The organism is Halalkalicoccus tibetensis, assembly GCF_037996645.1.
Taxonomy (GTDB): domain Archaea; phylum Halobacteriota; class Halobacteria; order Halobacteriales; family Halalkalicoccaceae; genus Halalkalicoccus; species Halalkalicoccus tibetensis.
This window is the reverse complement of the sequence record NZ_JBBMXV010000007.1, coordinates 58,116-81,888: the sequence shown is the minus strand read 5'-3', so window position 1 is coordinate 81,888 and position 23,773 is coordinate 58,116. Positions and strand designations below refer to the sequence as shown.

The window sequence follows — 23,773 nt, the reverse complement described above, 5'->3', positions numbered from 1 at the left end:
ACTAACAATTGTTGTTCTAATATAAGAAAAACCAGGTGATATTCACACCTTGTATAATTAGAATCTTCTCATTTTCCGATACTACTATCGAAGTTGATTCTTCTAAGAACGAGGAAGCAGACGAAGCTGAAGCCGACGATGAAGAAACCGATAGTACGGATAAGACTGACGTCAATCAGATGTATACTGTAACCGTCTCTGTCGCTGATAGTGATGGGGAAGCAATCGAAAGCGCTGATGTCGAGTTCGTGCACGATGATGCGATCATTTTCAACACTCGAGAGAACGTTGAGACTGATTCTGACGGGATCGCTACCTTTGAAACTGAATCTAATAGTAATGTAGAGATTACGGCTGAGGCCAGTGGATACGAAGAAGCGGATGCCAGTCTCACGATCTCTCAAGACGAAGATGTCACTCTAACCCTTGAAGCAGTGCCAGTGGCACCAGAGGACACTGAGGACGCAGCTACTGACGAAACAGAGCACGTTGATGCCGGTGAGACTGAGCAAGCTGATGATAGTGCAGCGAGCGTTGATGAAGAAGACGTTGAGGAGACTGACACCAGTGGGGCTGATGAAGATGAATCCGAGGAAACACAAGAGGAGTCCGAAGAGCAAGAAAGTCTCTCGGATGAGGAAGTAGAGGTCCTGTTCGAATCGCTTGCAGCAGAGGAAGAAATTGACGCCTAAGAGCTTGTTGACAGTGAGCTGTAACACCGGCAGCAGTATTCGTATAGAGCGGGACCAAGATCGTACCACGAGGATAAATGACGCGAAGTAAACTCCTCTGATTGCGAATAGAACGATTAGCAGTAACTCTCTAACACGATTCTCCTGGTGATCTGTCTAAAGAATAGTCTTTGTTCTGTACCCATCTCTCTGCTCACGCATAGTTGGGCTACAAATGTCAGTAGTCAAGAACCACTGAGAGCATGGCATCTCTCACTGAACCTACAGCAGTATATCCATCCACTTGGTGACCTCACATAGTTACTCGTGGTGGACAGTCGGGGTGGTCTTATTATGCAATATGCCTGTAACGTGTTCGCATCACCTACTCTTGGAAGCGCATTGTAGGATAATAAATCTACGTATGGGTACAATAGGGGCGATAATATCTCCTATTAAACCATGTTACAGATAATAAATTCCTGATTGGGGAAGAAATATCGGTATAATACGATATAAGGAAAGATCATCTAAGCAGCCGCTCTAAGTCGTCGATTTCTCTTGTTTATACGGTACGATCCCTGTCTGAGTCATTCTGAGCACGAGTTTGTTCCTTGCCCTCCCGCCCAATATTTCGGCGACGTGCAGATCGCCCGAAACAAGCAGGGCGTCCTTTCGGGTGCGACTGAACCCCGTAAAGACGGGAACTGGCAGGGCTATTGATAGCTTTCTCCGCGAATGAGGATTTGTCCCTGATCCAACGAAAGACCCGAACAGCTATTATTTCTCCTCGGGTGGAGGTGGCATTCTCACTCTACTAGCTGTCTATCCGGATTGACCATAGTAGTGCCTCTTGGTATCAATATACACACCTATGTCTTCAAACCCCAGACAACCCACGAGAATAACTCATCGAGAGTGAACCATCTGTGAAAGTCATGCTAGTGTTCTGTATACTTGCTGGAAGCCGACAGAGTAAGTGTGTACGTCTCAATGAACCCTTGCAGACATCCTGTCGGCACTCTTGGATCGGGTGCTCGACTGTGAGCTGACCACTCATGAGTATGATATCCCATTTCGACGAGAGCGGTAGACGACTCGCTACAGATGAGATTACGACCCGAGACGATGTCGATACAGTCGTCATCAGAGGTCGCTTTACCCGCGTCGTTGTGGAGATTGATACTACGGGCTCTTATTGCCGTCATTGCCAGTCTTCGAACTGCCATCACGTCCTCCGAGCAGAGTCCATATTCAGATAGAATGGTAAGTCCCCCATTCGAGCTCTCTTCGGTTACGAGTCGGCTACGAGTTCTACTTTAGCAGTGATCGTGTTACGAATTGATCCAACTTTTCCGACCTAACTAACCAGTGGGTAGTCTTTAGACGCATTGGTGTTCTTCTTGCCCTTGTGCAACAACCGCTGCTATGGATCGCTTGCTGTTGCACAAGGCAGATGCCACTGCTTAAATGTGGTTGCTAGTGCTCTCGGAAGGACTTCTTCAGTTTCATGCCTTGTGCAACGAGCTGGCTGAGTATTGGGACGTGTTACACAAGGTACGCTGGGAGATAATTCTGTATGGAGCAGGAACAACGTCTACCGAGTGTTTTCGATGGAATAAGGTCTTGATGTCGAAAGCAAGCGAGAGTGTCTCGTCGGTCTCGAGATCTTTGTAGAGGTGCTGACCTACATTTTCCACCGACGTAATATGTTCAATCAGACGGATCCGTGTCAGCGCCAACAATAGTGCTCGAGCGGAGATCGTTTTCGATCTCCTCGAGCGAACGATCCATCGTCTCTGGGACGCGCGTGTAGATGAAGACGAACGACAGGACACAAAAGCCACCGAGGATCCAGAACGAGTAGCCTTCGCCGATTCGGTCGACCAATGGGAGGAATGTCAGTGCGACGGTGAAGTTCGCACCCCAGTTGAAGACACTAGCAGTGCCCTCCGCCGTGCCACGGATGTGGAGCGGGTAAATTTCCGAAATCATGAGCCAGAACACCGGCCCAAGGCTGATCGCGAAGAACCCAACGTATAGGACCATACTTCCCAGTGTAATGTAGCCGATGATCCCCGAGAGACCGGGTAGGAAGAACCCGAGACCGAGAATACCCAACATAACGGCCATTCCACCGGTTCCGACGAGCAACAGCGGTCGTCGTCCGACACGATCCACTAATAGGAGAGCGACAAACGTCAAGAGGACGTTGACGATGCCGATTCCGACTGTTCCAACAAGTGACGCAATATCGCCAAATCCGATGTTCGTGAGGATCGTCGGTGCGTAATAGAGGATCGTATTGATCCCAGCGAACTGCTGAATGATTGCCAGCCCGACCCCGACGATGAGCGCCGGGCGAACCCATGGTTCTAAGAGGTCGGACAAGCCCCCCTCCGATTCGATCTCGCTGATCTCGCGAATCTCATCGAGCTCATCATCGACGTCAGACTTCGCCCGGATGCGTGATAAGACGCGACGAGCCTCCTCAGTTTGCCCCTTCTCGATAAGCCATCGTGGTGTTTCGGGCAGAAAGTATGTTCCGGCTGCTAAAACGGCCGCTGGTACAGCTCCGAATAGCAGCATCCAGCGCCACCCGATGATCCCCAAGAATGCGGGAGCAAACAGATAATTAGTGACATATGCCAGTAGAATACCGAGCGTGATCATTAGTTGTTGAAGGAATCCGAGTGCCCCTCGGATGTCCGGAGGGGCCATCTCAGCGATCAAGAGAGGCCCGACCATGGACGCGACGCCCACGGCGACACCTTCGATCACGCGCCACGCGATAAGCCACTCAAGCGTCGGCGCGAGAGCCATACCGAACGAACCGACAAAGAACACAACAGCGCCTCCAAACGTCACCCAACGCCGGCCGTATCTGTCGGATAATCGGCCCCCGATCGCCGCGCCGATCATCGCACCGATGAGCATACTGCTGGTGACTACGCCTTCGAGAAACGGCGTCAGAGTGAACGTTTCGTTGATGTATAACAATGCCCCGGAAATAACGCCGATGTCGAAGCCAAACAGTAACCCATTGAGTGCAGCGATGAAGGCAACGACGTATACAAAGGTCCCATGCTCGCGGTCAGCGTTGAGAGCAGTATCGATTACATTCATCTCGCTCTCATCTCGCGTCTTCTTTTTTGGCCCAAAATTGATAATAGCGAGCAGTTGTGGCTGTGAGAGTAATTATCTCGATACGTATTTCTCCAGTCACATGCCATTGTTTCTCTTAGCCAGTATTCTCACGTCCTACATGAACATCGGCCCTTGCAAAAGCAACGGTGTACCATCGAAATCCGATCTAGAACCGTTTGAACGAGTAAATTCTCACTCCGCTATTGGAACTTGATACGATCGCTTGTTGGCTTAGTTCAGGACGTAGTAGAGTCCGTAAGCCACAGCTGGGAGTTTAGTCAGGGGAAGAACAAGACTTAGACGAGTGGACACCAAATGCTAGCGCAACGCTGTGATCGGTGAGATCTCTCGACGGGACTTCCCGGGAGTTGCTGACCCACCGGTTGCAATCTTCCCGCCCTGAAAGGACGGCATTCCATTTCTCAAGGCAAACACTGACTGGGGGTTCGTTCCTGTGGGCAAAATCCGGAGTATGCTGGGATGGATATTACCGGTCCTGTTGGGGCCGTTATGTATGTTGCACGCAGAACAGAGATCGTACTGGCGAGCGAGAGGGTGTGCAAGTAACAACGCGGTGCCGAGTTGGCCTTCATGGCACACAACAGGATGCTTACGATGCAGACAATGGGATTGGCTAAAACGTAGCCTTTCACTCCAGCTCGCAGGCTTATAATGGTGTGGTCGCTCCCTACTCACATCCTCTCAGAATATAGAACACCAGTGTGATAAGTGGTAACAAATTAACCTCTGGGAGACATACGCAGACGGAGAGATGGAAGAGAGTATCTCAGGATTCAAGGTCCGCGGCACATGGGCCGACATCATCGAACACGGCGAGTGTATCACGCGCTTGCTCCGGGATGCAGGGACTCATACGGCATCGGGCAAACCGAATTCAAGCTACCCCGACGCGTTTGCGGAGTGGGACGAGTGGCGTCCCAAGCCCCACGATCAACTTGAAGACGCCATCAGCGAGAAAACCGCTGAGCAGGCCAGCGTCGATGAGGGAACAGGCGAGAAGGCCGACGAATCACCTACCGAAGACATTCAGACTGCCGGGGAGAAGCTTACCGAGTCCTCGGAAGAATTGGAAGAAGACGATGACGAGAGTCCAGCCGATAAAGCAGGCGAATCCATGGAACACGCCGCCCGGGCAGCCGACACGGCAGGACGAAAAGCCCTCCGGAAAGTCGAAGAGACCGTCTATGACCAAGTGATGACCCAAATCTCACCGTATTATTTCGACAATGAATTGGTGAGTGCCAACCTCGAACAAGTCACGACCGGTGATGAGGAGGAGTTCATCTTTGAGATCAATGTGAATGATGACGATCTGAAAAGCGTGATCTCTGAGCGCCTCACCGACGAGGACGCGATCGACTAATAGCATGTTGCTACTGGAAGTCACCAGACTGGGTTGCAACAGGAGTGCCGTCCACGTAGTATTTCGAATCGTCTCTTCCGACTCTGAGCGACGAACGCTATCGTGATCAGTCAACCGGGATTAAATCAGTGTATCGACCCAGTTCGCGGTGTCGAATCTGTGGCGACATCCTTCACAGAGCACGATCTCCACGACCTCCTCTGTTGAGAGATGAATATGGTATGGGTCGGGAGATCGTCTCCACAGTTCGCGCACGTTTTGGTCATGTCCCGTTAGAACTGGTCCTACGGAAACACCAATTATAGCTGTTTGCCTGTGGTTTCTCTGATGTGTATTTTATCGGACAGGGATGAAAGAACCTCTTCTGCGATGAATGGATCCTTGTATTCAGCACCTCGTTTATATCACATTCTGAAAATTCAGCAGAGCTACTGATTGTTTCATCTATGGCTGTGCGCACGGACTCCTATCTCTTGGCTTGGTCGGCCTTGTGCAACAACACGTCCTTGAATGCGAGGTGTTGCACAAGGTAGACTCTCTTTGAGGAGTGACTACCCTCTATTGGTTCTAGTCAATGGATACGCTCCTCACCAGCGGCCGATATCGTGTCTCTCTCGATACTGCTGGTAGTAGGCCTTCTCGACAGTCCGAAGATCTAACCCTCCTGGATTCCGTTTACGGAGCTCAGTGAGGAGTTGCGGGTAGTCAGAGAGCCGCAGTGCTCGGTCGTCATCAAAGAGAGCTGCAATCATGTATCGATCACCGACTGCGTAGTTCATCGGATCGTGAAATGCGAGAACGACTGTTGCGGTCGCAGGTCCGATACCGGGGATCGATGTGAGGGTGTTCAGCTGGAGCTTCGGGTCGTCGACTAAAAAGGCTGCTTCGCTTATTCGCTGGACGAACTCTGCAGGAACCTCGTACATCCCCTCGATGTATCGATCTCGCCGTCCGCGTTGGGCATTTAGCTTCCACTATATTACCTTCTCGAGCTGTTCCTGTGTTATGTAGTGCTGTTCTCCGAGGGTCGTAGTAAGTGTCTCCTCAATCTCTTTGAGGGCCGGGTCGTAGTTTGCGTCGTACTGCTCACTCCATTGTTTGATTTCGTCATTTCTCATCATAATCGCCAGAGAAACAGAATCGTGTACCACGGGCATAGATATTCTCGGTTCACGACTATATAAACAGGACTTAAATGAGAAAACGAATTCAACAGACGGCATCGAGTTGTTGATTCCGGCAATCGCTATCTGATTCCACTCCAAATAGAAGTGTGGACTATGGGAGATAAACCACTCCGAGAACAGTACCGGAACCAAATCAAGACTGCTGATGAGATCGATAGCCATGACGTGCAAACGATTCTGGCCGTGCAGCTACACAAAGCAAAGTTTCACCAACGAAAGGCGTTTGATGAGTACACCAGCGATCAGTCCATCCCCGAGACTCTTCCCCAGGCGGTAGTACAGTCCTCGCGACGACTCACTGAAGCTCGAGGGGAGGTCTCAACTTCTCTGACCACACAAGACGCATGGAGCGGCATTGCAACTGATGAGCAGTGGATCGGCGCTCCTCCGATCCAGATGTACCGAGAACGCGAGGACGTCTATCTACGTGGTTATCCATTCATCATCGGCTTTCAGAACGGAACGCCACGTATCATTCTCAACAAGATCCCTGTGTCGGACCCTTCGAACCTGTCTCTCGTCTACGGGAATGAGTGGGCCCGGCCATGGGTAATCGCACAGATACTCGACGCAACACGGTTCGATACAAAGGACCTGGTTCTCGCTACGATGAAGGCAGATAGTGCCCGCTACACTGATTTCAGCTACCTTCGTCAGATAGCAACCCGAACAGTCACGACGTTTTTGGAAGAGGACTACCGAGAGAAGCTCCCGGCTGATCGACCGCATCCGTGGGACCCACCGGAGCAGGAGGGGATCAGGACTGAGCTTCTTCGCTATGATTCGAATCGGTCACTGTTCTCTGAGCTCGGGCATGGGGATTCTATCCGGGACCTGATTCAGATGTTCTTGGGCCACCAGTCGCCAAAGGGGGTACCTCCGGATCGTGGTCGTACGCTGTAAGTCGACCTGAAGGTGACGGTGTATCGGCCAGCATCTATTAATCGAACTACGCCTTGTGCAACGAGACGGCTAATCGGCAGGGATTGTTGAACAAGGTAGACGCAATTTGTAGGCGGTTTACTGCGGGCGGAGTCTGAGAAGAGTTAGCAGTCCGTTACTGGAGAGAGATAAATCTGGTTGAAGACAAAATCTGCGAGATCCTCATCGGCGAGCTTGCCGTCAGTAGGGATCAATCGGTGGACCATCGGCATCGGGTAGATGATGCTTTGCACAGAGAATACACCGTCCAACCACAATCAACTCGACGAAGTGGAGAACCTCGCGTCCAAGAACGGCGCTTCAGGAGTGGAGACGGACAAGACAGAGTCACACGACGTCACAACTCCGCTTGAGCGGATCTGTACGCTCCCCGAGCACGTCGCCGATCGCGAGCTCACGACCAACCAGAAACGAGCGCGCTTCATTGCTCGGGACGTGCAGGACCACGCCGAGAAGGCACCTGCTGGGCTCGTGCTCGATAGCCAGACGATCGCGAAGGTCATCACTGCTGCCGAGGGAACGAAGCCTCACACCCAAACTGTGGCCCGTGTCATGGATTTCCTCGAGAAGCTGGGGAAAGACGACGTCGAACAGACGAAACGTCGGGGCAAGAAGCTCGTAGTCGTCGACGAGGAGGCACCCGACCGGTATCACGATCGTTGTGATCGGGCAAACGATCAGGCCCCTACAGAGAGCGTGATGTCCTAACAACGGAACAACAGGAAGGCGCATAGCTCACAAGAATCACCCCGGGTAAGCCGTCCCGTCCTAGTTACAACTCCGAGCAGCTTCTTCCTGATTTAGTAGTAGTGGAACGGGTTCGTCGGTTCTGCCTTCGGAACCATATCACACCACGGTATGATCAGTGTTCGGAGGCAGATACCGGATAGCAGTGTGTATGGTCAGTACTCTTCGACCGCGATGACTTGCTTCGTCGCTGCGTGTGTGAGATCGCCGTCTCCGGAGACCACCGGTGCATCGAGCTCGCGTCCCACCGCAGTGATCAGTGCGTCGGGACCGTCTAAGTATGGACCGCCCGGTGCGATCTCGTCAGCGATCTGCCCTGCTGTAACGGCTGTCTGTTCATCGATGGACTGAACGTCGGCCCAGGCGAGATCCATACGGGCACCATTGACATCTCCGTTCAGAAGATTTCCCTCACCGACGAGGACCTCTGCAAGCGCAGGGACCGGGACGATCCAGCGGGTCTGATTACCACCGTGTTCCTCGTAGAAGCGGCGAGTCGCCTCAAAGCCGTCGAGATAATCGATCAGAAAGGTCGCATCGAGAACCTTCATACGGTGTCTCCAGTCCGTTCGCGCATTCGACTCTTTCGTCGTTCCTTTGCTTTCTGACGTCGTTCACGTACCTTCTTAGCTTCCTCATCGGACCACCGCCCGAATCCATCCTCGAAGTCACCAGTGTTCTCCTCGGTGAGAATGCGTTCAAGAACGTCGTTGTAACTTTCACCTTCCTGTCGTCGGCGTTCGATCTTTCGCTTCACTGTCTCACTCACTCGAATCTGCTTGTCCGCAATACCCATATTGCGTTGACGTTAGCGTTGACGCTACTTCGCTTTTTGGCTCAGAACGTCAAGACTGATCTCGTATCATTCACAGCGGTACTTGTTACACAAAACCTGGGATTCTTGCTCTAGTTGGCTACAAGTGATCGGCGAGATCCCAACACAGAGAACAGTCACTCTATTGCAAATATATGTAATCGAGGATGACCGCCTCCGGAAGGGCTCCATCGTCAATGCCCTGCAGGATTGGGAGTGCATTATCCTGCAAACTATCTCGCCGGTATGCTGCCGCAAAGAGAACCGTCGTATCGACGAGTGCGCGGGGCATTTACTCGGGGTCGACACCCCAGATATCGTGATCGGCGCTCACATCGGTCGTCTTCGTCCCGTCGTAACCTTCGAACTCGACGAACGTACCCGTCTATTGTTGGATAACCTCAACGCGGATACTTCCGTCATCCCAAGGCGCCAGCGAAGCTGGTCACCATCGTCAATCCCAAGCTTGCATCGAATGTGGGCGGGGATGTTCGCCTGATTCCCCGATACCTTACTTTCGGCGTCGATTCGGTCACTACTCGTCTCGGTCGATACGAAACAGTGCTTAAAAGGTCTAGTGTGCCAGCACACTACTCCGTAATCCGACCGATGCCGCCGAGCAGACCGATCGTGACGGCGACCACGCGACCACCGATCGCGTTAACGAGCTCTCAGTTGACGTCGCTGCCGATCGGTTTCGAGCGGGGAGTGCATAGCCTCCTCATAGCGGCTGTCGCACTTGGGTACCCCCTCGAAGGGAGCACGATCAGAATTGGCTTTGAGGGGGTCGGTGAGTGTTACGACGGCTTTGTTATCCACTTTGGTAGGTTCGCCGGAATGGTCTCTTAGACAAGACAGATCGTCTCACGTGTCCTTAGCCCACCCGCCGTTTCCGATACACCCAAAAAACGGCCTAACTCCTATCTACATCTACGTAGAAACGATAATAACGACGTCTACTGCCATAACAGGTCGGTAGGTACCATATCCCGACGTACGTACAAAGGGTTATAGTGTTCTCGGTAGTATAGATACGTATGGCAAAGCCGGGTCCATCACCGACGGTAACGCCCGAGGACGTTCTCGAGGAGTTCCGTTCGCGAAACGATCCTAACGAACCGCTCACCGCTCCCGAGATCGCCGACCGGCTCGGCTGTTCGCGAACGACCGCACTCAAGAGACTTCGCGAGCTCGCCGAGAGAGGCGACGTCGCCTCGAAGAAAGTCGGTGGCCGCTCGCGGGTTTGGTGGCTCCCATCGACCGAGTCCGACCGCGACTTGCTGAAAGGCTATGGATCATGGACGGGAACCAGCCTTGGCGAAGCTGTTGACGAAACGCGCGAGCAGCTAGACGAGAACCTGCGAGAGGACGAACGTGTACTGTCCTGACACGAACTTTCTGATCGATTATCTCGACAAAGAGCACGAGGCGTCTGAGGACGCGAAAGCGCTCCTCGAAGCGAATACAGATCGAGAGTATCGAATCCCCTCGGTCGCCTTTTTTGAGGTCCTCCGCGCTGGCGCTCGTCTTCGCGGCGCGGCTGGTGTCGCCGATCTAATCGAGCAACTAAATTGGGCTGATCACCTTCCACTCACCCCGTCCGCCGCTCGCGAAGCCGCACTTATCGACGGCGAGCTCGAACAGTCCGGCCAGAAGATCAACCTCGGGGACGTCTTAATCGCGGGGACCGTTCGCGAGGCAAGCGGGATGCTCGTTACTCGAGATAGCCACTTTCAGAACGTCGACGGTCTCGACGTTAAACGATACTGAGGAGGGGTAGGGTGCGTTACTCACAGGCACGACCGAATAATCGGGGTATTTCTGGATCTTTGCTAACTTCATATTCAACGGTGAAAAGAGCATCCTGCAATCCGGCTACTCGACGTCTTCAGGATCGAATGCAGATGCGAAAAAGCTATTCATAGAGTCAAAGACTTTGCATACTCACTCGCTGGCGCTCGCTCACTACTCCATCTCGTATTCGGCTTCGGTTTCCGACACCTCGACGTCGGCATTGGATCCGGGGTCGACATCCTCGCCCTGCTTGATCGCGTCTGCCTCCCGTTCCATTGCCTCGAGGTCCGGTTGTGCTTCCTCCTCGATCCCAGCGATCATGTCGGCGATGTCGTCGAGTCCAAGCAGTTTACGGGTTTCCTCATCGAAGTCACGGCTATCGAGCTGGCCCTCGTCGAGTTTGGTGTCGCTGCCGGTGAGGTGTTTGCCGTAGCGCCCGACCAGCGAGGTCAGCTCCTGGGGCATGATGAACGTGCTCGACTCACCCTGGCCGATCGATTCGAGGGTCTCCATCCCCTTCTCGATGATGGCGCGCTCGCCCATCGATTCGGCGGATCTCGCTCTCAGAACGGTCGAGACCGCATCACCCTGAGCCTCGAGGATCTGGCTCTGTTTTTCACCCTGCGCGCGGATGATGTTCGACTGCTTATCACCCTCCGCCTTCTCGACGGCCGAACGGCGTTCGCCCTGTGCCTCGAGGATCATCGCCCGTCGCTTGCGCTCCGCGGAGGTCTGCTGCTCCATGGCACCCTTCACACCCTGGGACGGCGTGACCTCGCGGACTTCGACGGACTCGACGCGGATCCCCCACTCGTCGGTCGGCTCGTCGAGTTCCTCGCGGATCCGTGCGTTGATCTGTTCGCGTCGACTGAGCGTGTCATCGAGTTCCATACCCCCAATGACGGCCCGTAGCGTCGTCTGAGCGAGGTTCGAGACGGCTTTCTTGTAGTCGTCTACCTCGAGGAACGCGCGTTTGGCGTCCATCACGCGGATGTAGACGACGGCGTCCGCGGTCACCGGCGAGTTGTCGATCGTGATCGCCTCCTGGCTCGGCACGTCGAGGGTCTGGGTCCGCATGTCGAAGCGGTGGGTCGCCGAAACGAACGGCGGGATGAAGTGGATGCCCGGTTCGAGGAGTTTGCGGTACTCGCCGAAGACGGTCAGGGCACGTTTCTCGGTCGCGTCGACGATCTCGACCATCTGCCAGACGGTGACGATGGCGAGAAACAGGAGTAACAACGCGACGAACGTCAGCGTGAGTGTCGCCTGCAGCGGGACGAGGGGAATCATATCCTACATTTAGGGAGGCACTGCGAAAAGGGTTCGCACGGTCGCCAGATCGGGCATTCTCGCTCGTGCTCAGATTGACGGTCATGTTCGTGTTCGCCGTGCCGTCGATCCCAGTCCCGGTCTCAATTCGTTCTATCGGAGCGCACAGTTGATTTCGTCCTCGCTCGCGCCACGTGACTCAATCCTGGCGGCGGCAACGTCGTCAGGATTGATCACCATCCCTTTCTCGCTCTCCTCGATTTCCCCTTCCATCGACCGCGCGGTGGAGTACGGTTGAAGCCGTTCCGTTCGAGCTTCCTCTGCCCTGCCGTTGAGGTGACTCGCTCGGTGGTCCAGCCGTGCTGAAAGCGTGAAGTCCTACAAACAGACCAATACGAAGGCGCACCACTGAGGATGCGGACGATGACGTTTTCTTCCACATGGAGGGCGTTGGCGGCCCGGGTCTCGAAGAAGGTGCAGACATCGAACAGGCCTCCAGGGCCCCCGAGCGACCAACGTCGTTCGTGCCTAATACGGCGATTCAGCCCGCCATCGATTGGCGGCACTAATACCCAGTATACTGTATCGATATCACAGACCGTGGCTAGTACTCTCTGTGGAGTCTCTCAGAGCATGAGAAGGCAACCCAATTAGCGATGTAGTAGTCCCTGTATTCGATTGCGAACATCGTCAGCGGATTCGTACGATTCGTTACTGACCGGAGCAAGGACTTCTTCAACGGATTTCGACCCCTCCTGTGTTTCGACCTCACGGTCGCCGTGGGCGCTGATGAGCTCGTCGGTGGTCATCGGATAGGTGTGGGTTTCGAGCGCTTCATCGAGGTCGCCGAGCTGTTCGGTGGACTCGTCGTTTATCGGTTCGGGTTCATCGCCGCGGTCACGTGCCTCCTGCAGTTCCTGCTCTCGCTGGCGTCGTTCTTCGTCATCCGCTTGCTTGTCTCTCGAGTTTTTATTGTCTGCCATCTTCTGATTTAGATGCGCGAGCGGGATAACCCTGTGGCCGTTCATCGGTCCGTTCCTCGTAGATCCATCGATCAGCCAGATCAGACGGAACATGGTCTCTACTCGGTGAAAACTACCTCTCGATGTGGGGGCTGCGCACAGAAGTCGTTTCCTGCGGGATCGTACATGAGGGTCCATGTTTCGGTATAGAGAAGTGATCTCTGTCTTCGTCTCGACGACAGTTGCTCCGAACTCGGTCAAACGCTCACCTTCAGCTTACGATCCCTACTGGTAAGATCGAGGTGGATCGGGATGCGTTCTGGCACGGAGCATAGCATTCTCAAAGAACAGCCGAGGTCCTTGCTCAGACGGGTGTTCTCGCACCTGTAGTATGTCACGCCATCCTGCTCGACAGCTCGAGGCGCGAGCCGATGATGAACGTCTCCTCGTCGCTGGCAGTTGCCTTGTGCAACGATCGCCATTATTAGACGGAGATGTTGCACAAGGGCGGCATCTCGGCGAATTCGTTCGGTATCGGGGGTTGTAGGCCAACTGTAGACGCTATACCGCATGTGACTGAATCATCTCATTTGACCCAATCATATGAGATTCGGAGTGGGCGGGAACTGCAACGGGAGCTATCGAACCTTTTTCAATCAGCCTACAGAAATGACGTATCAATCGGGCCCACGTGAGTCTGTGGGTACACCGACCGGCCAGATCTAGAAGTAATGGCGATCGAGCTTGCAACGTCCCGAGACCAGAACAGAGAGTCGTGAGATGGATATTTCGGGCATCTCTTTTCGGCTCACAGTACACGCTACCAGACTGTTCGGAGACGGTCATCGGGATCGAGCGGGTTGTTGCGGATGATCCTTGACGCCCCTCGTAGATCTTTCCCAGTTCATCTGTTGAGTCTTCGCCGGTATGCATGCCATGCCATCGCAACCCCCTCTTATTATTGGAGTAGATACCGATAACAAACCATGGCCAACTCTATTCTCGTTCCGATCAACGGTATCCCACCCACGATTGCAGCTCTCAATCACGTACTCACGCTTGAAGGCTCGCATGAAATCACGGTCCTCCAGGTCTGCCCGATCGTTGAACGAGACGATAGCATTCGCCAGACAGTCATTCCGGACGCAATCGAGGAGCAACGAGAGGCCAGCAGACAGACCGCAGAACGAGTCTTCTCAAAAGCCACGGACTATGCCGCTGACCACGACGTGATACTCAAGACAGCGATCGATTCAGGCCACCCTGCTGAACGAATCAGCGCATATGCCGATGCCAACGATATCACTCGCATCGTCATCGGAACGCAAGAACAGTCGCTTCTCTCACGCATTTTGCGCGGGAGCCTCCCGGACGGGATCATGAAGCGGTCATCGGTTCCAGTAACAACGATTCAGACCCCGACGGATGAATCCTCTCGAAAACCTAATGACACTGATCAGGATCGACCGCTCACACTCTCACGTGGGATAAATTAAGAGACGTTCGAATGCACGACTGGGGACGAACTGCGAGAAGTCTTAATCCCGGACCAGGTTCTTGTCTTCCTTGCTGCTCACAGCGACCGAGCCTTCAAGAGCCAGACTCATATCGTGATACAGGTTCCAGTACGTCGGATACCAAATCTCGACTCTCAACCGACGAAACGCTTCTCACTTGGCGAATCGAATCTCCTATGCATCCTGCCACCGGACCGGGAGAGAGTGTCTGTTCTGGACCAGTCCGACGATGATCCGGGCCCAGGTGATACGATGCAGGAGCGAGCAAGCGATACTCGTTTCAAGAGATGGATCCTCCTCGATGCGAACCGCTGGAGCATCGTTGGACTCCTGACGATCGGTCTCTTTGCCATGCTCCTCGCGCTCACCGCCGCCAGTCCGGCTCCGGTCACCATCCTTCAAACCGAGTCGTCGGTGAACTTCGTGTTCTCGTCGCTCGTCACCGGTGTTATCACCGCCGTCACGCTGATTCTGGGGATCAATCAGCTCGTGATTGCCCAGGAACTTGGTCCGCTTGGGAAACAACGCAATCGGATGAAAGGCGCGATGGACTTTCGCCAGGACGTCGAAGATGCCGCGGGACTGACCGTGAGCCCCACCGAACCAGCCACGTTCTTCCGGGCGCTCGTCGAAGCGAGCCAGAAGCAGGCGGAGACGGTTCGGAGCACGCTAGACGACGATACCGCTGGGGACGCCTGTGAAGAGATTGAGAAGTATCTCGATGATATCACCGACAACGCATCTGAGGTCAGCAATCAACTGAAGGGGACGGAATTCGGGACGTTTCAGGTGCTCAATGCGGCGTTGGACTATGACTATTCGCGGAAGATACACACCGGTCGCCGCATCCAGAACGAATACCGATCCGTCCTTTCTGAGGAGGTTCTGAACGAGTTCGGCGATCTCCTGGAGATCCTGAAGTTTCTGGGCCCGGCTCGGGAACACTTCAAGACGTTCTACTTCCAGTGGGAGTTGATCAATCTCTCGCATGCGATCCTCTATACAGCGGTCCCAGCGCTCATCGCTTCCTTCACGATGATTCTGTTCTTCGATCCGGGATTCATTCCTGGGATGATATTCGGCATGAACACCGCCGTGCTGGTAGTGTGTGTTTCGGTGACGATTGGGACCGTCCCGTTCATCGTGCTGTTAGCGTATATCCTTCGCATCGCGACTGTGGCGAAGCGGACGCTTGCGGTGGGACCGTTCACCCTTCGGAAAACGGGTGGGTCGGAGGACATTCACTGGGAGGAGTGAACTCCCGCTGGAACGGCGACTCTCATGGCTTCTGCCCGACTCACCCCAGCGTACCTGCCTGTGCCCGTTTCGGTCTACTTGTACTTATGATCAAGATCGAGACGGGCAGTACTCTTGATCTCGATGAAGCGAAGTCGACACCTGTGCGCAGCTGTTCTGAAGCAGAATCATGAGGGGCTTATGGCCCCCAGATGACCAGTTGGCGACAGGTGTAGTGAATAAGAATATAGCCTGGCGTAATCGAACTCCATTTTGTGTACCGAGTGTACGTTCCATTCAACCGAGCTTCCGGCTTTGGCGGAAACTCGGAAACTCAACATGCTATATCACATTCCTCCAAGGTCGTGCTTATATACCATCGCTATCATCGAAATCGGCTCGCAAAATTCGGCAACTCAGAAACAAGCCAAAACCTGGCTTCCTCCAAAACAGATCGAACACATCCGCGATGCCTGCTCCTCTGAATCATTCGCAACCTACCTCCAAGATCGGAATGAGACACTCATCGTTCTCCTCGCAGACATTGGGCTCCACGTTAGTGAACTCGTCGCGCTCAACTGGGAATATCTCAACTTGGATGCCGACCTCGGCGAGCTCTACTTGCCGAGTGAGATCCAGAAAGCCAATCCGGGGGCCTCCTATCTCGCCTCGTTGATGAAACCCGCCGACAGCTTCGCCGGTATTGGAACCGCGTCTGGAAAGAGACTCAAGCATTATCCCCTTCACGCCAGCCTGACCGTAACTTCGTTCTTTGTGAGCATTCCTCCGATCGAGAGGGTCAGACGATCAGCAACTTCCCGGCTCTTCTCCAGCTATTTTTGTCTAAGTAGACGTCTTTCGCAGGGAAAGAAGCGGCTTTCCCCATTCTGACGGGCGCACAGAGTGCTTATCAGTCCTCGGAATCTACTCTCAGACATGGGTGTAGTTAACACGGTAAAAAGGCTCATGACGCACCGGTCCCAACGACGGCCGAGACACGGTACGTACTACTGCCCAGCCTGCGGACGATCTTTCAAAGCTCAACAGAAGATCTGTCCGCTATGCGCGGCGCGGTTCACAGGCTTGGAGACGGACCGGTGTCGTCACTGTGGAGTAACGGGAACGGACCGACAAACACAGCCGTGTCCCTCCTGTGGATCAACGAATACAGAGTTAGTCGAGAGATGAGTGATGATCACAGTCAAACGGTTTTGGAAGCGAATTTGTAGACAAGTCTGGCTATCTGACGCTGATCGGTATTACGATGATAAGGTAATAGACATATCCGTGCAGCTTTGATTTTCTATGCAGGAGTTATCCGTGTCGAGAAGTAGTTTATGATCGCGCGCATCAGCTTGTAATTCATCTTGATACTGATCCGCTTCACACCTCCGGCATCGGGCAATCCAATCACTAGATACTCTCGATGTCGATGGTGGGGGACGCGTACTGCCAGTGTTGAGTGGGCAGCTCCACTCATTCCATATTCCCCCGAGACTGTTCTACTGACCTCTCTTCATTTTATAACAAGCAGAAATCCTACAGTAGTATCCTCTATAAAGGCAGCCGATGGCAGACCTCATCGTTCAGTCGGCGGTCAAGGAGGCGCTCGATGACCACAATGTTTCGTCGGGTTTCTACGAGACACTCGACGAGGAAGTCGAGGAATTACTCGAGGATGCAGCTCAACGCGCTGAAGATAACGACCGCAAGACTGCTCAGTCCCGCGACCTCTGAGACGGACAGCTTCTCCAACTAAGTAGTGTAGGCGAACTCCCACTGTAGCTCCGTTTTCGTAGATTCCCTGTTGAAAACCAGCCCAACAGCCTTTCGGAGCTAGGTACCATTCGTAATTGTACCTCACACCACGGCATGATCAGTCGGACACTACCTTGTGCAAGATCGTGGCCATCCAAGTAGAGACTGTTGCACAAGAATTGATATATCGGTTCCTTCATCAGTACCACAGCTGGTGGTCCCGATACAGAACCCTCCCAATGGCCGAGGCTGGTTACCCTCACTAGCCTGATACCAGCCTCAACTAGCGGGTTGTGAGCCACCAGTTATCGAACGTGATCCCAATCTATACGGATGCATTCGCCGTCGACTTCGATATGAGTCCAACTGTCCTCGAACTACAGAACGCGATTCGTACAGCCGTCGGTCGCTTCGAGCGTGAGGTGAGTGCGTCGTTCACCAAAGAGGAACTCGTTGCCATCGCGAACGAGGTGGGATATGCTGTCGACGAGGGGCCACGACCATCAACGACGACGATGCGAGCGGGCATTCGGTGGAAGACTGGACTGAGTGAGTCTCAAGAGGCCGCCAGCGGTGGGTCGTTTGTCAAAGACGAATTGCAAGCGATAGCCGACGAACTCGGCGTGCAGGTGGAATGACGACGTTCTCTACTCACAGATCGATACGAGTCGTCAGACAGTACGCTTCGCGATCCTTGTGAAAGCAATCGCCGACAACGATTGCGTCAGTACCCGAATCGGGAACGGTATTCGCTTTCTGCGTCGAATCGATCCCATCATATAGCAAGTGCGTCTCATCGAGAACTGTCGCCGTTGCGTTTACAGCAGCTGTACCTCCAAATTTCCCCGTGTACTCAACATAAAAACGAGAAATTATAGAGTACCGCAAGCACGTCGTTTCGCACAAGTGTCGTGAGAACGATCGGTGTCGTTACCAAGCGCGTATCTACTAAGGATGCATGCACCAACGCTAGTCGATTGAACTCGTCACAGAACAGTTGGACTGCCGCTATCGTGTTCGCCAGCGTGACTGCTGCGTTCTTGCCATCATCGAGCGGAAACGTTTCGTCGAATTCAACACTGTGAACGTTGAACGCAGCCTGCCGGTCAAGGACGGTCTATGCCGCTTTCCCCGAGGCATCGTCGTAGGAGGCCGTGTCAGTGAGTTCGTTGGCAACCTGCTCGGGGAGGACGATGTCGTGTGTGTCAAGTAACCAAGATAGTTGCATCGCTAGCAGCTGCAAGAATTGTTCCGGTCTGAGTAGCGCTCTCATCTGCAATTAGTACCATCTTATTACCCGGGAAGCGATGTGTGAGGTCTTCATCCTATCGAACAGACAACGTTATATCGCTACAATTGAGAACAATTGTATGGGCGACCAGACTACCATTACGCTCGATCGTGCCGACAAGGAGCGTCTTGACGAAGAACGAGGCGCTGTCCCATGGGGCGCATATCTCGTCGGATTGCTTGAAGAGAACGACCAGGAGTCCGTCCGTTTAGATCCCGCACAGGCCGAAGAACTCTCCCGGATGATCGCAGAACGGACAGTCGACCTCTTTGAGGAGCGACGATACTGAATTCCAAATTCTAGTACGAGCTGAGAGGCCCGATCCTGCAGAGGGATTAAGTCGTGTGAAACGATAACACGTACTGGCGATCCATTCCAACCGATCGCTACTGGTTAGTGCTGTCGTTTCACCTATCCACTTCGGATAGGTCTTCAACGGGAAGACAAGGTTGGATAAGAGGGCTACGTCAGCCATCGGTGTAAGGACACCATTCCTCGGTGGATACTACCGTACTCGATAGCGATCACGACCGCGCCTGCGCCCAGCGCTGTCGCAACGAGGTTGGAGAGTAGTCCCAGGTCGATCGGGATCACAATCCCGCCGAAGAGACCCCCGAGTGCAAGAATCCCGAACCCGACCGGTTGGAGCCCATACGTTTGCCCGAGCGCCCAAGCCCCAGCGGCACCGACTCCCGCCATCGCCACCTGAGCGGTATGCGTATCGAAACAGATCGCTCCGGTGCAGGCAGTCTGTAGGGTCGGTCCAAAGACGACTCCGGTCAAAAGTGCGATGATTCCAAGCCCGGCCCCGATACGGAGGGTCGATCGTGGATCGTACTTCATGTACCGTTTCAGTATCCACAGATATCCGCCTGCGATCAGCACTCCGGCGATCGAGTCGATGAGGTAGTGGACACCGAGAACGAGACGCGAAAGCGAGATCAGCACGATACTGACGCCGGCTGCCGCGAACCGCGTCCGTTTGGTCCCGAGCCGGACGAGACATACCAACCCACCATAGACGAGTGTCGCGCCGAGGGCATGCCCGCTCGGAAAACCAGTCGTCTCGGTGGCAATTAGGTGTAGCTCAGTCGGCGGTCGCGGGAGTCCGAAAGCCGCCTTGAGGCCCGTTAGTAGCGCGAACCCACCGATCACGGTACCGAACAAGGACAATCCCCGGTCCCGGTCAAGCACGAGGGCCGCGGCGATCGTCACGGCTACGAGCGTCGAGACGTCCCCGAATCGAGTGACGAGCTCGGCGATCGGAAAAAGGTGCTCGGGGACCGCATCCCGAACTGCCTCGACTTCACCGATGCCACGGCTCATAATTAGTTTGAGTCCGGCTCCAGCTACGACAGCTACACAGTAATGGTTTCGTATTAAGTTGCATCGCGAAGCCCATCGATGGTATCAACAGCGACGAGAGTTCCCCGATTACTGATTGTTACACTGTCACAGACTGCTTCGACCTGTTCCATTACTACCGTCACACCCTGTGTGCAAGATGAATCTATGGAAGGTAGAGAGCAAGCGGATGAAATGGACACTATGATAGCTCTTGACCGTATTCACAGTGGGGGGACGGTCAACCGGAAAACACTACCTGATTTTCTTGACCCACCCACCCCGTGTGCGAGATGAAATGCTCACAGCTGAGGTGGGACGAATTCCTTGAAGAGAATCACTCCTATTGGAGAAAAGAAGCAGATCACAAGTCCCGTCCGTTTAGATCCCGCACAGGCCGAAGAACTCTGCCGGATGACTGCAGAACGGACAGTCGACCTCTTCGAGGAGCGACGATACTGATTCTACTCATAATCATGATACAACAGAGTTATATCCGCGAATTATCGTAGGCCTGCCAATGGCACATGGATCAACGAAACAACACTCATCTCTCTCACTCGACACGGTATTCGAACTCTTAGCCAACAAGCGACGACGGTTTGCGCTGTATTCGCTGCTTGACTCCTCAGAGAATCCCATCGAGTTCGAGACGCTAGTCGAGGATGTCGCAACTCTCGAAGCCGCCATACTCCGAGAGTCACTCACTCGAGAACTCTACCAGAACGTTGCAGCGGACCTCTATCAGTGGCATCTCCCGGTCCTCAGTGACGTCGGAACCGTTGATTGTGATCCTCGGCATGAACTCATACGCTGTCTCGATCAGCCCCTACTCGCTCAGTGGGCTGCTCGCGTGCGGCACGATGAACTCAGTCAGCCTGAGGAGTGATACCTCCGGAGTTGTGATTACGGCTGACATCAGCGATTGTCCGCCCTATCTAGCAAATCACAACGAGACCTCAAAGATCAAGTTGCTCGACTTTGTGAAGGAGGTCAGCTCGATCCGTCCACGGATGTGCTCGCTCGATATTTTCGAGCGATAGCATATGGGTCCAGAACATCCCGTTGTAAGCCTCGTACTGTTCGTCGTCGTCTTCGTAGACTCGGTAGAAAGCTTGCGTCCGTGTTCTGTACTCATATTGGTCGATGAAGCCAGCCTCCCAGCAATGCCCGCCATGAGAGTGTTCGTAGACACCCACAATGGTGTCAGCATACGAAAGTAGGAGTTTGAATTTCGCTGTCCAATCCTCGGTGAAATCAAAGATATCTTCCATCAGGCGAGGATGTACTCCCGGTTCGTCCAGGTTTTCCTGAACTGCTTTGAGGTGTGGTTTTTCGCTTTCTCCGTAGTGGCCAAGGACGAACACGGTCTGAATGTCGGGGTCAAAGAAGTCCTTGTTCTCGTGAACTGTAGTGAGGATACCTTGTGTTTCGGAGGGTGTGAGCGGTCGGTTGTTGACTGCTTTGAATCGCGTAGATAGATCTTCCCCAGAGGGGCCTGACATAGTTCTATATCGTGTTTTTAGGGGTTAGTTCTTTGGAATACAACCAATCTGGACCACTTCGAAAGGGGCCGAAATGGTTAAGGAAGTGGTCACTGTAGTACCATTCAAGATGAGCACACTTGAACACCGTCACGACCGAAACAACGACGAACTTGATCCCATCGAGGCGATGAGTGTGCTCAATACCACGACACGGAAAAACATCATTGGTGTGATCGTCGGCCATCCCACGAGTATGCCCTCAAAGAAAGAACTCACGTACTATCTCCCTGAGATCCCGGACTCGACGATTTCATCGAACCTGAGCGTCCTTGAAGACGCAGGTATTATCGCATCTGCATCTCACGAACGAATAGACTTAGAGAGGGGAGAACCATATCGATTCTTCCGACTCACCGATGCCGCTCGCAAATTATTCGACCGAAATGATCTCTTTGAGGAGGCCGCATACAAGAACCTCATCGAACAGACCGAGAAGACTGACCAGATTCGGGAGGCTGAATCAGCTTCCCGTCCAGATTTCAACTAATCCAGATTCTATACTATCAGAAGCGACCTCGTGACCTCCTCCCGCGCGCCTAGTGAGGCATTACTCGAAACCGACCATCGGAACCCACGAGTGTGGACACAGACGTGCGTATAGTTCTTGGAGATATCTACAGCACGATCGAACAACTAGATCCGATCCATTTAGTAATAGAGCGACCTATAGAAAATCAATGGCTACGGATAGCTCGTCTTCACCATCTCTTGGCGATCAACTTACGACTCTCCAGTCTGAAGATCCACGACGATACGCCCTCCTCAAACGCCATGTCGACAAACTCGAGGAGCTACTGGAAAACGCGGACCGCAACTACGCCTCGGCGAAACAGCTTCACTCGCGTTGGGAGGACCCACCGTTTCGACCGCAGATCACTGGCCAGCTGCTCAGTACGGCCGCCACCCTCGAGATCCTCCACGTACACACTCACCGGAGTAATCGCAATCGATACGATCTAACGGCGTATGATCAGACACGTCTGAAACAGCTTGCTTCACTTCTCGAAGCTACCCACGACTAACTGGTCGAACACAGAACGCTGTCAGTCAGCCTTAGATCGACACTCTACAGTTCATCGAGCTACTCATCTTCCCATTTGTGGCGTGCTCGACGCTCGTGACGGCCCCGTTCGGTGAGCGAAGTCTCGATCGTCGATGGCTGAGGTCTCGTATCGCGCTATTGTTCGGAGAATATCTCGCTCAGTAAGGCGACGAAACCGACCTGAAAAGCCATCCTCACCCGAATCGTCTCCGTGAGGATAGATACCGTTTCAGTTCAAATCAGCGTCCCGAAGTCGGAGTACGCCGAACAGAACCGGGACTAGCATCCACGCACACAGAACGGCGACCAAGAACGGCTCAACGAGATATCCAGCAACAGTTCCATCGACATGATCGCTGAGCGGCGTGCCAGGGTCGCGTTCGAGCAGCCCGTACGTGATACGTAACGGATACACCGAAGTGCCACCCAGCGTGGTTGCGACGTCAGCGTACGCCTCGATCGGATTCAGACGTTCGAGGAGTGGAATCCACGGTGTGACGGTACTGCTCGGGAGCGCTTGCGTCGCCACGTGGTATATCCCGGCGACGATGGGTTCCCAGAGGAACGTCATCGTCATGTATCCACCGACGATGGCGGCGATCGATATCTTTCGAGTAGCAGCCGCCGCCGAGATGCCGATCGAGAGACCACCGAACGCGAATGCGAACAGAACCGTGGTGGCGCCGAGTCCCGCGAGCGATGTCACTGGAACGGATCCAAACGTTACGAGGCTTACCGGGACTGTGAACCCGATCGTCACGATGATGCCGATCGCGAGCGCACTCAGTCCTCCGAAAAGTTTGCCCAGTACGACCTCAGTGCGAGACAGTGGCAGGCCGAGAAGCACTCTGAGGCTCCCGGACGCGCGTTCACCGGAGACGGTAAAACAGCCGACGAGGATGGCCGCGAGAGGAACGAGCAGTTGAAACGGAAGTCCGAGGTTGTCGACCGCGGCTGTGGCCGATGAAGGTCCGCCATCCCGTGCTACCACCTGAAAGACGACAATCACGCTGACGAGGAGCGCAACGAGAACCGTCCGTGCTGCTCGCGATCGAGAGATGTGCCGGAGTTCCTTCCGTGCGACGACGAGCACACGCTCGAGCGATGGTGTCTCCCCAGAT

Annotated in this window: 25 protein-coding genes and 4 pseudogenes; 14 read left to right on the top strand and 15 right to left on the bottom strand. The window is 53.9% G+C overall.

Translation table 11 applies throughout. From position 1 onward, the window contains the following. Positions 1-35: 35 nt before the first annotated feature. The gene (locus tag WOA58_RS18265) at positions 36-692 is read left to right on the top strand and encodes a carboxypeptidase-like regulatory domain-containing protein (RefSeq protein ID WP_340605727.1); all 657 of its coding nucleotides are present in this window, start codon (positions 36-38) and stop codon (positions 690-692) included. Between the two features lie 1,692 nt (positions 693-2,384). On the opposite strand, the gene WOA58_RS18260 is transcribed toward WOA58_RS18265, so the two are convergent. Continuing rightward, a complete protein-coding gene (locus WOA58_RS18260) occupies positions 2,385-3,797 on the bottom strand; it encodes a sugar porter family MFS transporter (RefSeq protein ID WP_340605726.1) in 1,413 nt (470 codons plus the stop codon). Positions 3,798-4,590: 793 nt separating this feature from the next. Between WOA58_RS18260 and WOA58_RS18255 the strand changes: the two genes are divergently transcribed. Next, entirely contained in the window at positions 4,591-5,202 is a 612-nt protein-coding gene (locus tag WOA58_RS18255; RefSeq protein WP_340605725.1) for a DUF5828 family protein, read from the top strand. A 587-nt stretch (positions 5,203-5,789) separates the two neighbouring features. Here the strand turns inward: WOA58_RS18255 and WOA58_RS18250 are convergent. Both WOA58_RS18250 and WOA58_RS18245 read right to left on the bottom strand, forming a co-directional pair. Continuing rightward, the gene (locus WOA58_RS18250) at positions 5,790-6,128 is read right to left on the bottom strand and encodes an HhH-GDP family DNA glycosylase (protein ID WP_340605724.1); all 339 of its coding nucleotides are present in this window, start codon (positions 6,126-6,128) and stop codon (positions 5,790-5,792) included. Between the two features lie 48 nt (positions 6,129-6,176). Next, positions 6,177-6,359 carry a hypothetical protein gene (locus WOA58_RS18245; RefSeq protein ID WP_340605723.1) on the bottom strand — a complete coding sequence of 61 codons (183 nt, stop codon included), beginning with the start codon at positions 6,357-6,359 and terminating at the stop codon, positions 6,177-6,179. 123 nt (positions 6,360-6,482) lie between these two features. Here WOA58_RS18245 and WOA58_RS18240 point away from each other — a divergent pair, with 123 nt between their 5' ends. Then, the gene (locus WOA58_RS18240; RefSeq protein WP_340605722.1) at positions 6,483-7,292 is read left to right on the top strand and encodes a hypothetical protein; all 810 of its coding nucleotides are present in this window, start codon (positions 6,483-6,485) and stop codon (positions 7,290-7,292) included. 258 nt (positions 7,293-7,550) lie between these two features. Next, complete coding sequence (locus tag WOA58_RS18235) at positions 7,551-8,039, top strand: hypothetical protein (RefSeq protein ID WP_340605721.1); 489 nt, start codon at positions 7,551-7,553, stop codon at positions 8,037-8,039. A 194-nt stretch (positions 8,040-8,233) separates the two neighbouring features. On the opposite strand, the gene WOA58_RS18230 is transcribed toward WOA58_RS18235, so the two are convergent. From WOA58_RS18230 to WOA58_RS18215, 4 genes and pseudogenes are all read right to left on the bottom strand, one after another. Continuing rightward, entirely contained in the window at positions 8,234-8,629 is a 396-nt protein-coding gene (locus WOA58_RS18230) for a PIN domain-containing protein (protein ID WP_340605720.1), read from the bottom strand. Further along, positions 8,626-8,874, bottom strand: coding sequence for an antitoxin VapB family protein (locus WOA58_RS18225; RefSeq protein ID WP_340605719.1), 249 nt, complete (start codon positions 8,872-8,874; stop codon positions 8,626-8,628). Before WOA58_RS18225 ends, WOA58_RS18230 begins: the two co-directional genes overlap by 4 nt. Positions 8,875-9,046: 172 nt before the next feature. Next, positions 9,047-9,184 (bottom strand): annotated as a pseudogene (locus WOA58_RS18220) (VapC toxin family PIN domain ribonuclease); the annotation flags it as partial. Then, a pseudogene (locus WOA58_RS18215) lies at positions 9,185-9,483 on the bottom strand (AbrB/MazE/SpoVT family DNA-binding domain-containing protein). Positions 9,484-9,929: 446 nt separating this feature from the next. Here WOA58_RS18215 and WOA58_RS18210 point away from each other — a divergent pair. Together WOA58_RS18210 and WOA58_RS18205 are read left to right on the top strand one after the other, a co-directional pair. Then, positions 9,930-10,280 carry a helix-turn-helix domain-containing protein gene (locus WOA58_RS18210; RefSeq protein ID WP_340605718.1) on the top strand — a complete coding sequence of 117 codons (351 nt, stop codon included), beginning with the start codon at positions 9,930-9,932 and terminating at the stop codon, positions 10,278-10,280. After that, a complete protein-coding gene (locus WOA58_RS18205) occupies positions 10,267-10,662 on the top strand; it encodes a PIN domain-containing protein (protein ID WP_340605717.1) in 396 nt (131 codons plus the stop codon). Before WOA58_RS18210 ends, WOA58_RS18205 begins: the two co-directional genes overlap by 14 nt. A 195-nt stretch (positions 10,663-10,857) precedes the next feature. Here the strand turns inward: WOA58_RS18205 and WOA58_RS18200 are convergent, their stop codons facing one another. After that, the gene (locus WOA58_RS18200) at positions 10,858-11,976 is read right to left on the bottom strand and encodes an SPFH domain-containing protein (protein ID WP_340605716.1); all 1,119 of its coding nucleotides are present in this window, start codon (positions 11,974-11,976) and stop codon (positions 10,858-10,860) included. A gap of 383 nt (positions 11,977-12,359) precedes the next feature. Here WOA58_RS18200 and WOA58_RS18195 point away from each other — a divergent pair. After that, positions 12,360-12,487, top strand: a pseudogene (locus WOA58_RS18195) (cold-shock protein); the annotation flags it as partial. A 118-nt stretch (positions 12,488-12,605) separates the two neighbouring features. Here WOA58_RS18195 and WOA58_RS18190 read toward each other — a convergent pair. Then, positions 12,606-12,938, bottom strand: coding sequence for a DUF5789 family protein (locus WOA58_RS18190; RefSeq protein ID WP_390220988.1), 333 nt, complete (start codon positions 12,936-12,938; stop codon positions 12,606-12,608). 965 nt (positions 12,939-13,903) lie between these two features. On the opposite strand from WOA58_RS18190, the gene WOA58_RS18185 reads away from it, so the two are divergent. Both WOA58_RS18185 and WOA58_RS18180 read left to right on the top strand, forming a co-directional pair. Continuing rightward, a complete protein-coding gene (locus WOA58_RS18185) occupies positions 13,904-14,413 on the top strand; it encodes a universal stress protein (RefSeq protein ID WP_340605713.1) in 510 nt (169 codons plus the stop codon). 273 nt (positions 14,414-14,686) lie between these two features. Beyond that, complete coding sequence (locus WOA58_RS18180) at positions 14,687-15,691, top strand: hypothetical protein (protein ID WP_340605712.1); 1,005 nt, start codon at positions 14,687-14,689, stop codon at positions 15,689-15,691. Between the two features lie 465 nt (positions 15,692-16,156). On the opposite strand, the gene WOA58_RS18175 is transcribed toward WOA58_RS18180, so the two are convergent. Beyond that, complete coding sequence (locus WOA58_RS18175; protein ID WP_340605711.1) at positions 16,157-16,405, bottom strand: hypothetical protein; 249 nt, start codon at positions 16,403-16,405, stop codon at positions 16,157-16,159. Between the two features lie 834 nt (positions 16,406-17,239). On the opposite strand from WOA58_RS18175, the gene WOA58_RS18170 reads away from it, so the two are divergent. Both WOA58_RS18170 and WOA58_RS18165 read left to right on the top strand, forming a co-directional pair. After that, positions 17,240-17,407 carry a DUF1931 domain-containing protein gene (locus WOA58_RS18170; RefSeq protein ID WP_340605710.1) on the top strand — a complete coding sequence of 56 codons (168 nt, stop codon included), beginning with the start codon at positions 17,240-17,242 and terminating at the stop codon, positions 17,405-17,407. A gap of 377 nt (positions 17,408-17,784) precedes the next feature. Next, the gene (locus WOA58_RS18165; RefSeq protein WP_340605709.1) at positions 17,785-18,066 is read left to right on the top strand and encodes a hypothetical protein; all 282 of its coding nucleotides are present in this window, start codon (positions 17,785-17,787) and stop codon (positions 18,064-18,066) included. Between the two features lie 13 nt (positions 18,067-18,079). On the opposite strand, the gene WOA58_RS18160 is transcribed toward WOA58_RS18165, so the two are convergent. Continuing rightward, positions 18,080-18,316: a geranylgeranylglyceryl/heptaprenylglyceryl phosphate synthase gene (locus WOA58_RS18160; RefSeq protein WP_340605708.1), complete on the bottom strand. Its 237-nt coding sequence runs from the start codon at positions 18,314-18,316 to the stop codon at positions 18,080-18,082. A gap of 482 nt (positions 18,317-18,798) precedes the next feature. Between WOA58_RS18160 and WOA58_RS18155 the strand changes: the two genes are divergently transcribed. Further along, on the top strand, positions 18,799-19,008 hold the full coding sequence (locus WOA58_RS18155) for a hypothetical protein (RefSeq protein ID WP_340605707.1): 210 nt from the start codon (positions 18,799-18,801) through the stop codon (positions 19,006-19,008). Positions 19,009-19,181: 173 nt separating this feature from the next. Here WOA58_RS18155 and WOA58_RS18150 read toward each other — a convergent pair whose 3' ends face one another. Together WOA58_RS18150 and WOA58_RS18145 are read right to left on the bottom strand one after the other, a co-directional pair. Beyond that, positions 19,182-20,045: a phosphatase PAP2 family protein gene (locus WOA58_RS18150; protein WP_340605706.1), complete on the bottom strand. Its 864-nt coding sequence runs from the start codon at positions 20,043-20,045 to the stop codon at positions 19,182-19,184. Positions 20,046-20,101: 56 nt separating this feature from the next. Next, positions 20,102-20,200 (bottom strand): annotated as a pseudogene (locus WOA58_RS18145) (ABC transporter ATP-binding protein); the annotation flags it as partial. A gap of 383 nt (positions 20,201-20,583) precedes the next feature. On the opposite strand from WOA58_RS18145, the gene WOA58_RS18140 reads away from it, so the two are divergent. Then, complete coding sequence (locus tag WOA58_RS18140; RefSeq protein ID WP_340605705.1) at positions 20,584-20,952, top strand: DUF7344 domain-containing protein; 369 nt, start codon at positions 20,584-20,586, stop codon at positions 20,950-20,952. Positions 20,953-21,022: 70 nt separating this feature from the next. Here WOA58_RS18140 and WOA58_RS18135 read toward each other — a convergent pair whose 3' ends face one another. After that, positions 21,023-21,568 (bottom strand): hypothetical protein, encoded by a 546-nt coding sequence (locus WOA58_RS18135; RefSeq protein ID WP_340605704.1) that lies wholly within the window; start codon positions 21,566-21,568, stop codon positions 21,023-21,025. 109 nt (positions 21,569-21,677) lie between these two features. Here WOA58_RS18135 and WOA58_RS18130 point away from each other — a divergent pair, with 109 nt between their 5' ends. Further along, positions 21,678-22,097: an ArsR family transcriptional regulator gene (locus WOA58_RS18130; RefSeq protein ID WP_340605703.1), complete on the top strand. Its 420-nt coding sequence runs from the start codon at positions 21,678-21,680 to the stop codon at positions 22,095-22,097. Positions 22,098-22,881: 784 nt separating this feature from the next. Here the strand turns inward: WOA58_RS18130 and WOA58_RS18125 are convergent. Next, a complete protein-coding gene (locus WOA58_RS18125; RefSeq protein ID WP_340605702.1) occupies positions 22,882-23,745 on the bottom strand; it encodes an ABC transporter permease in 864 nt (287 codons plus the stop codon). Between the last annotated feature and the right edge of the window lie 28 nt (positions 23,746-23,773).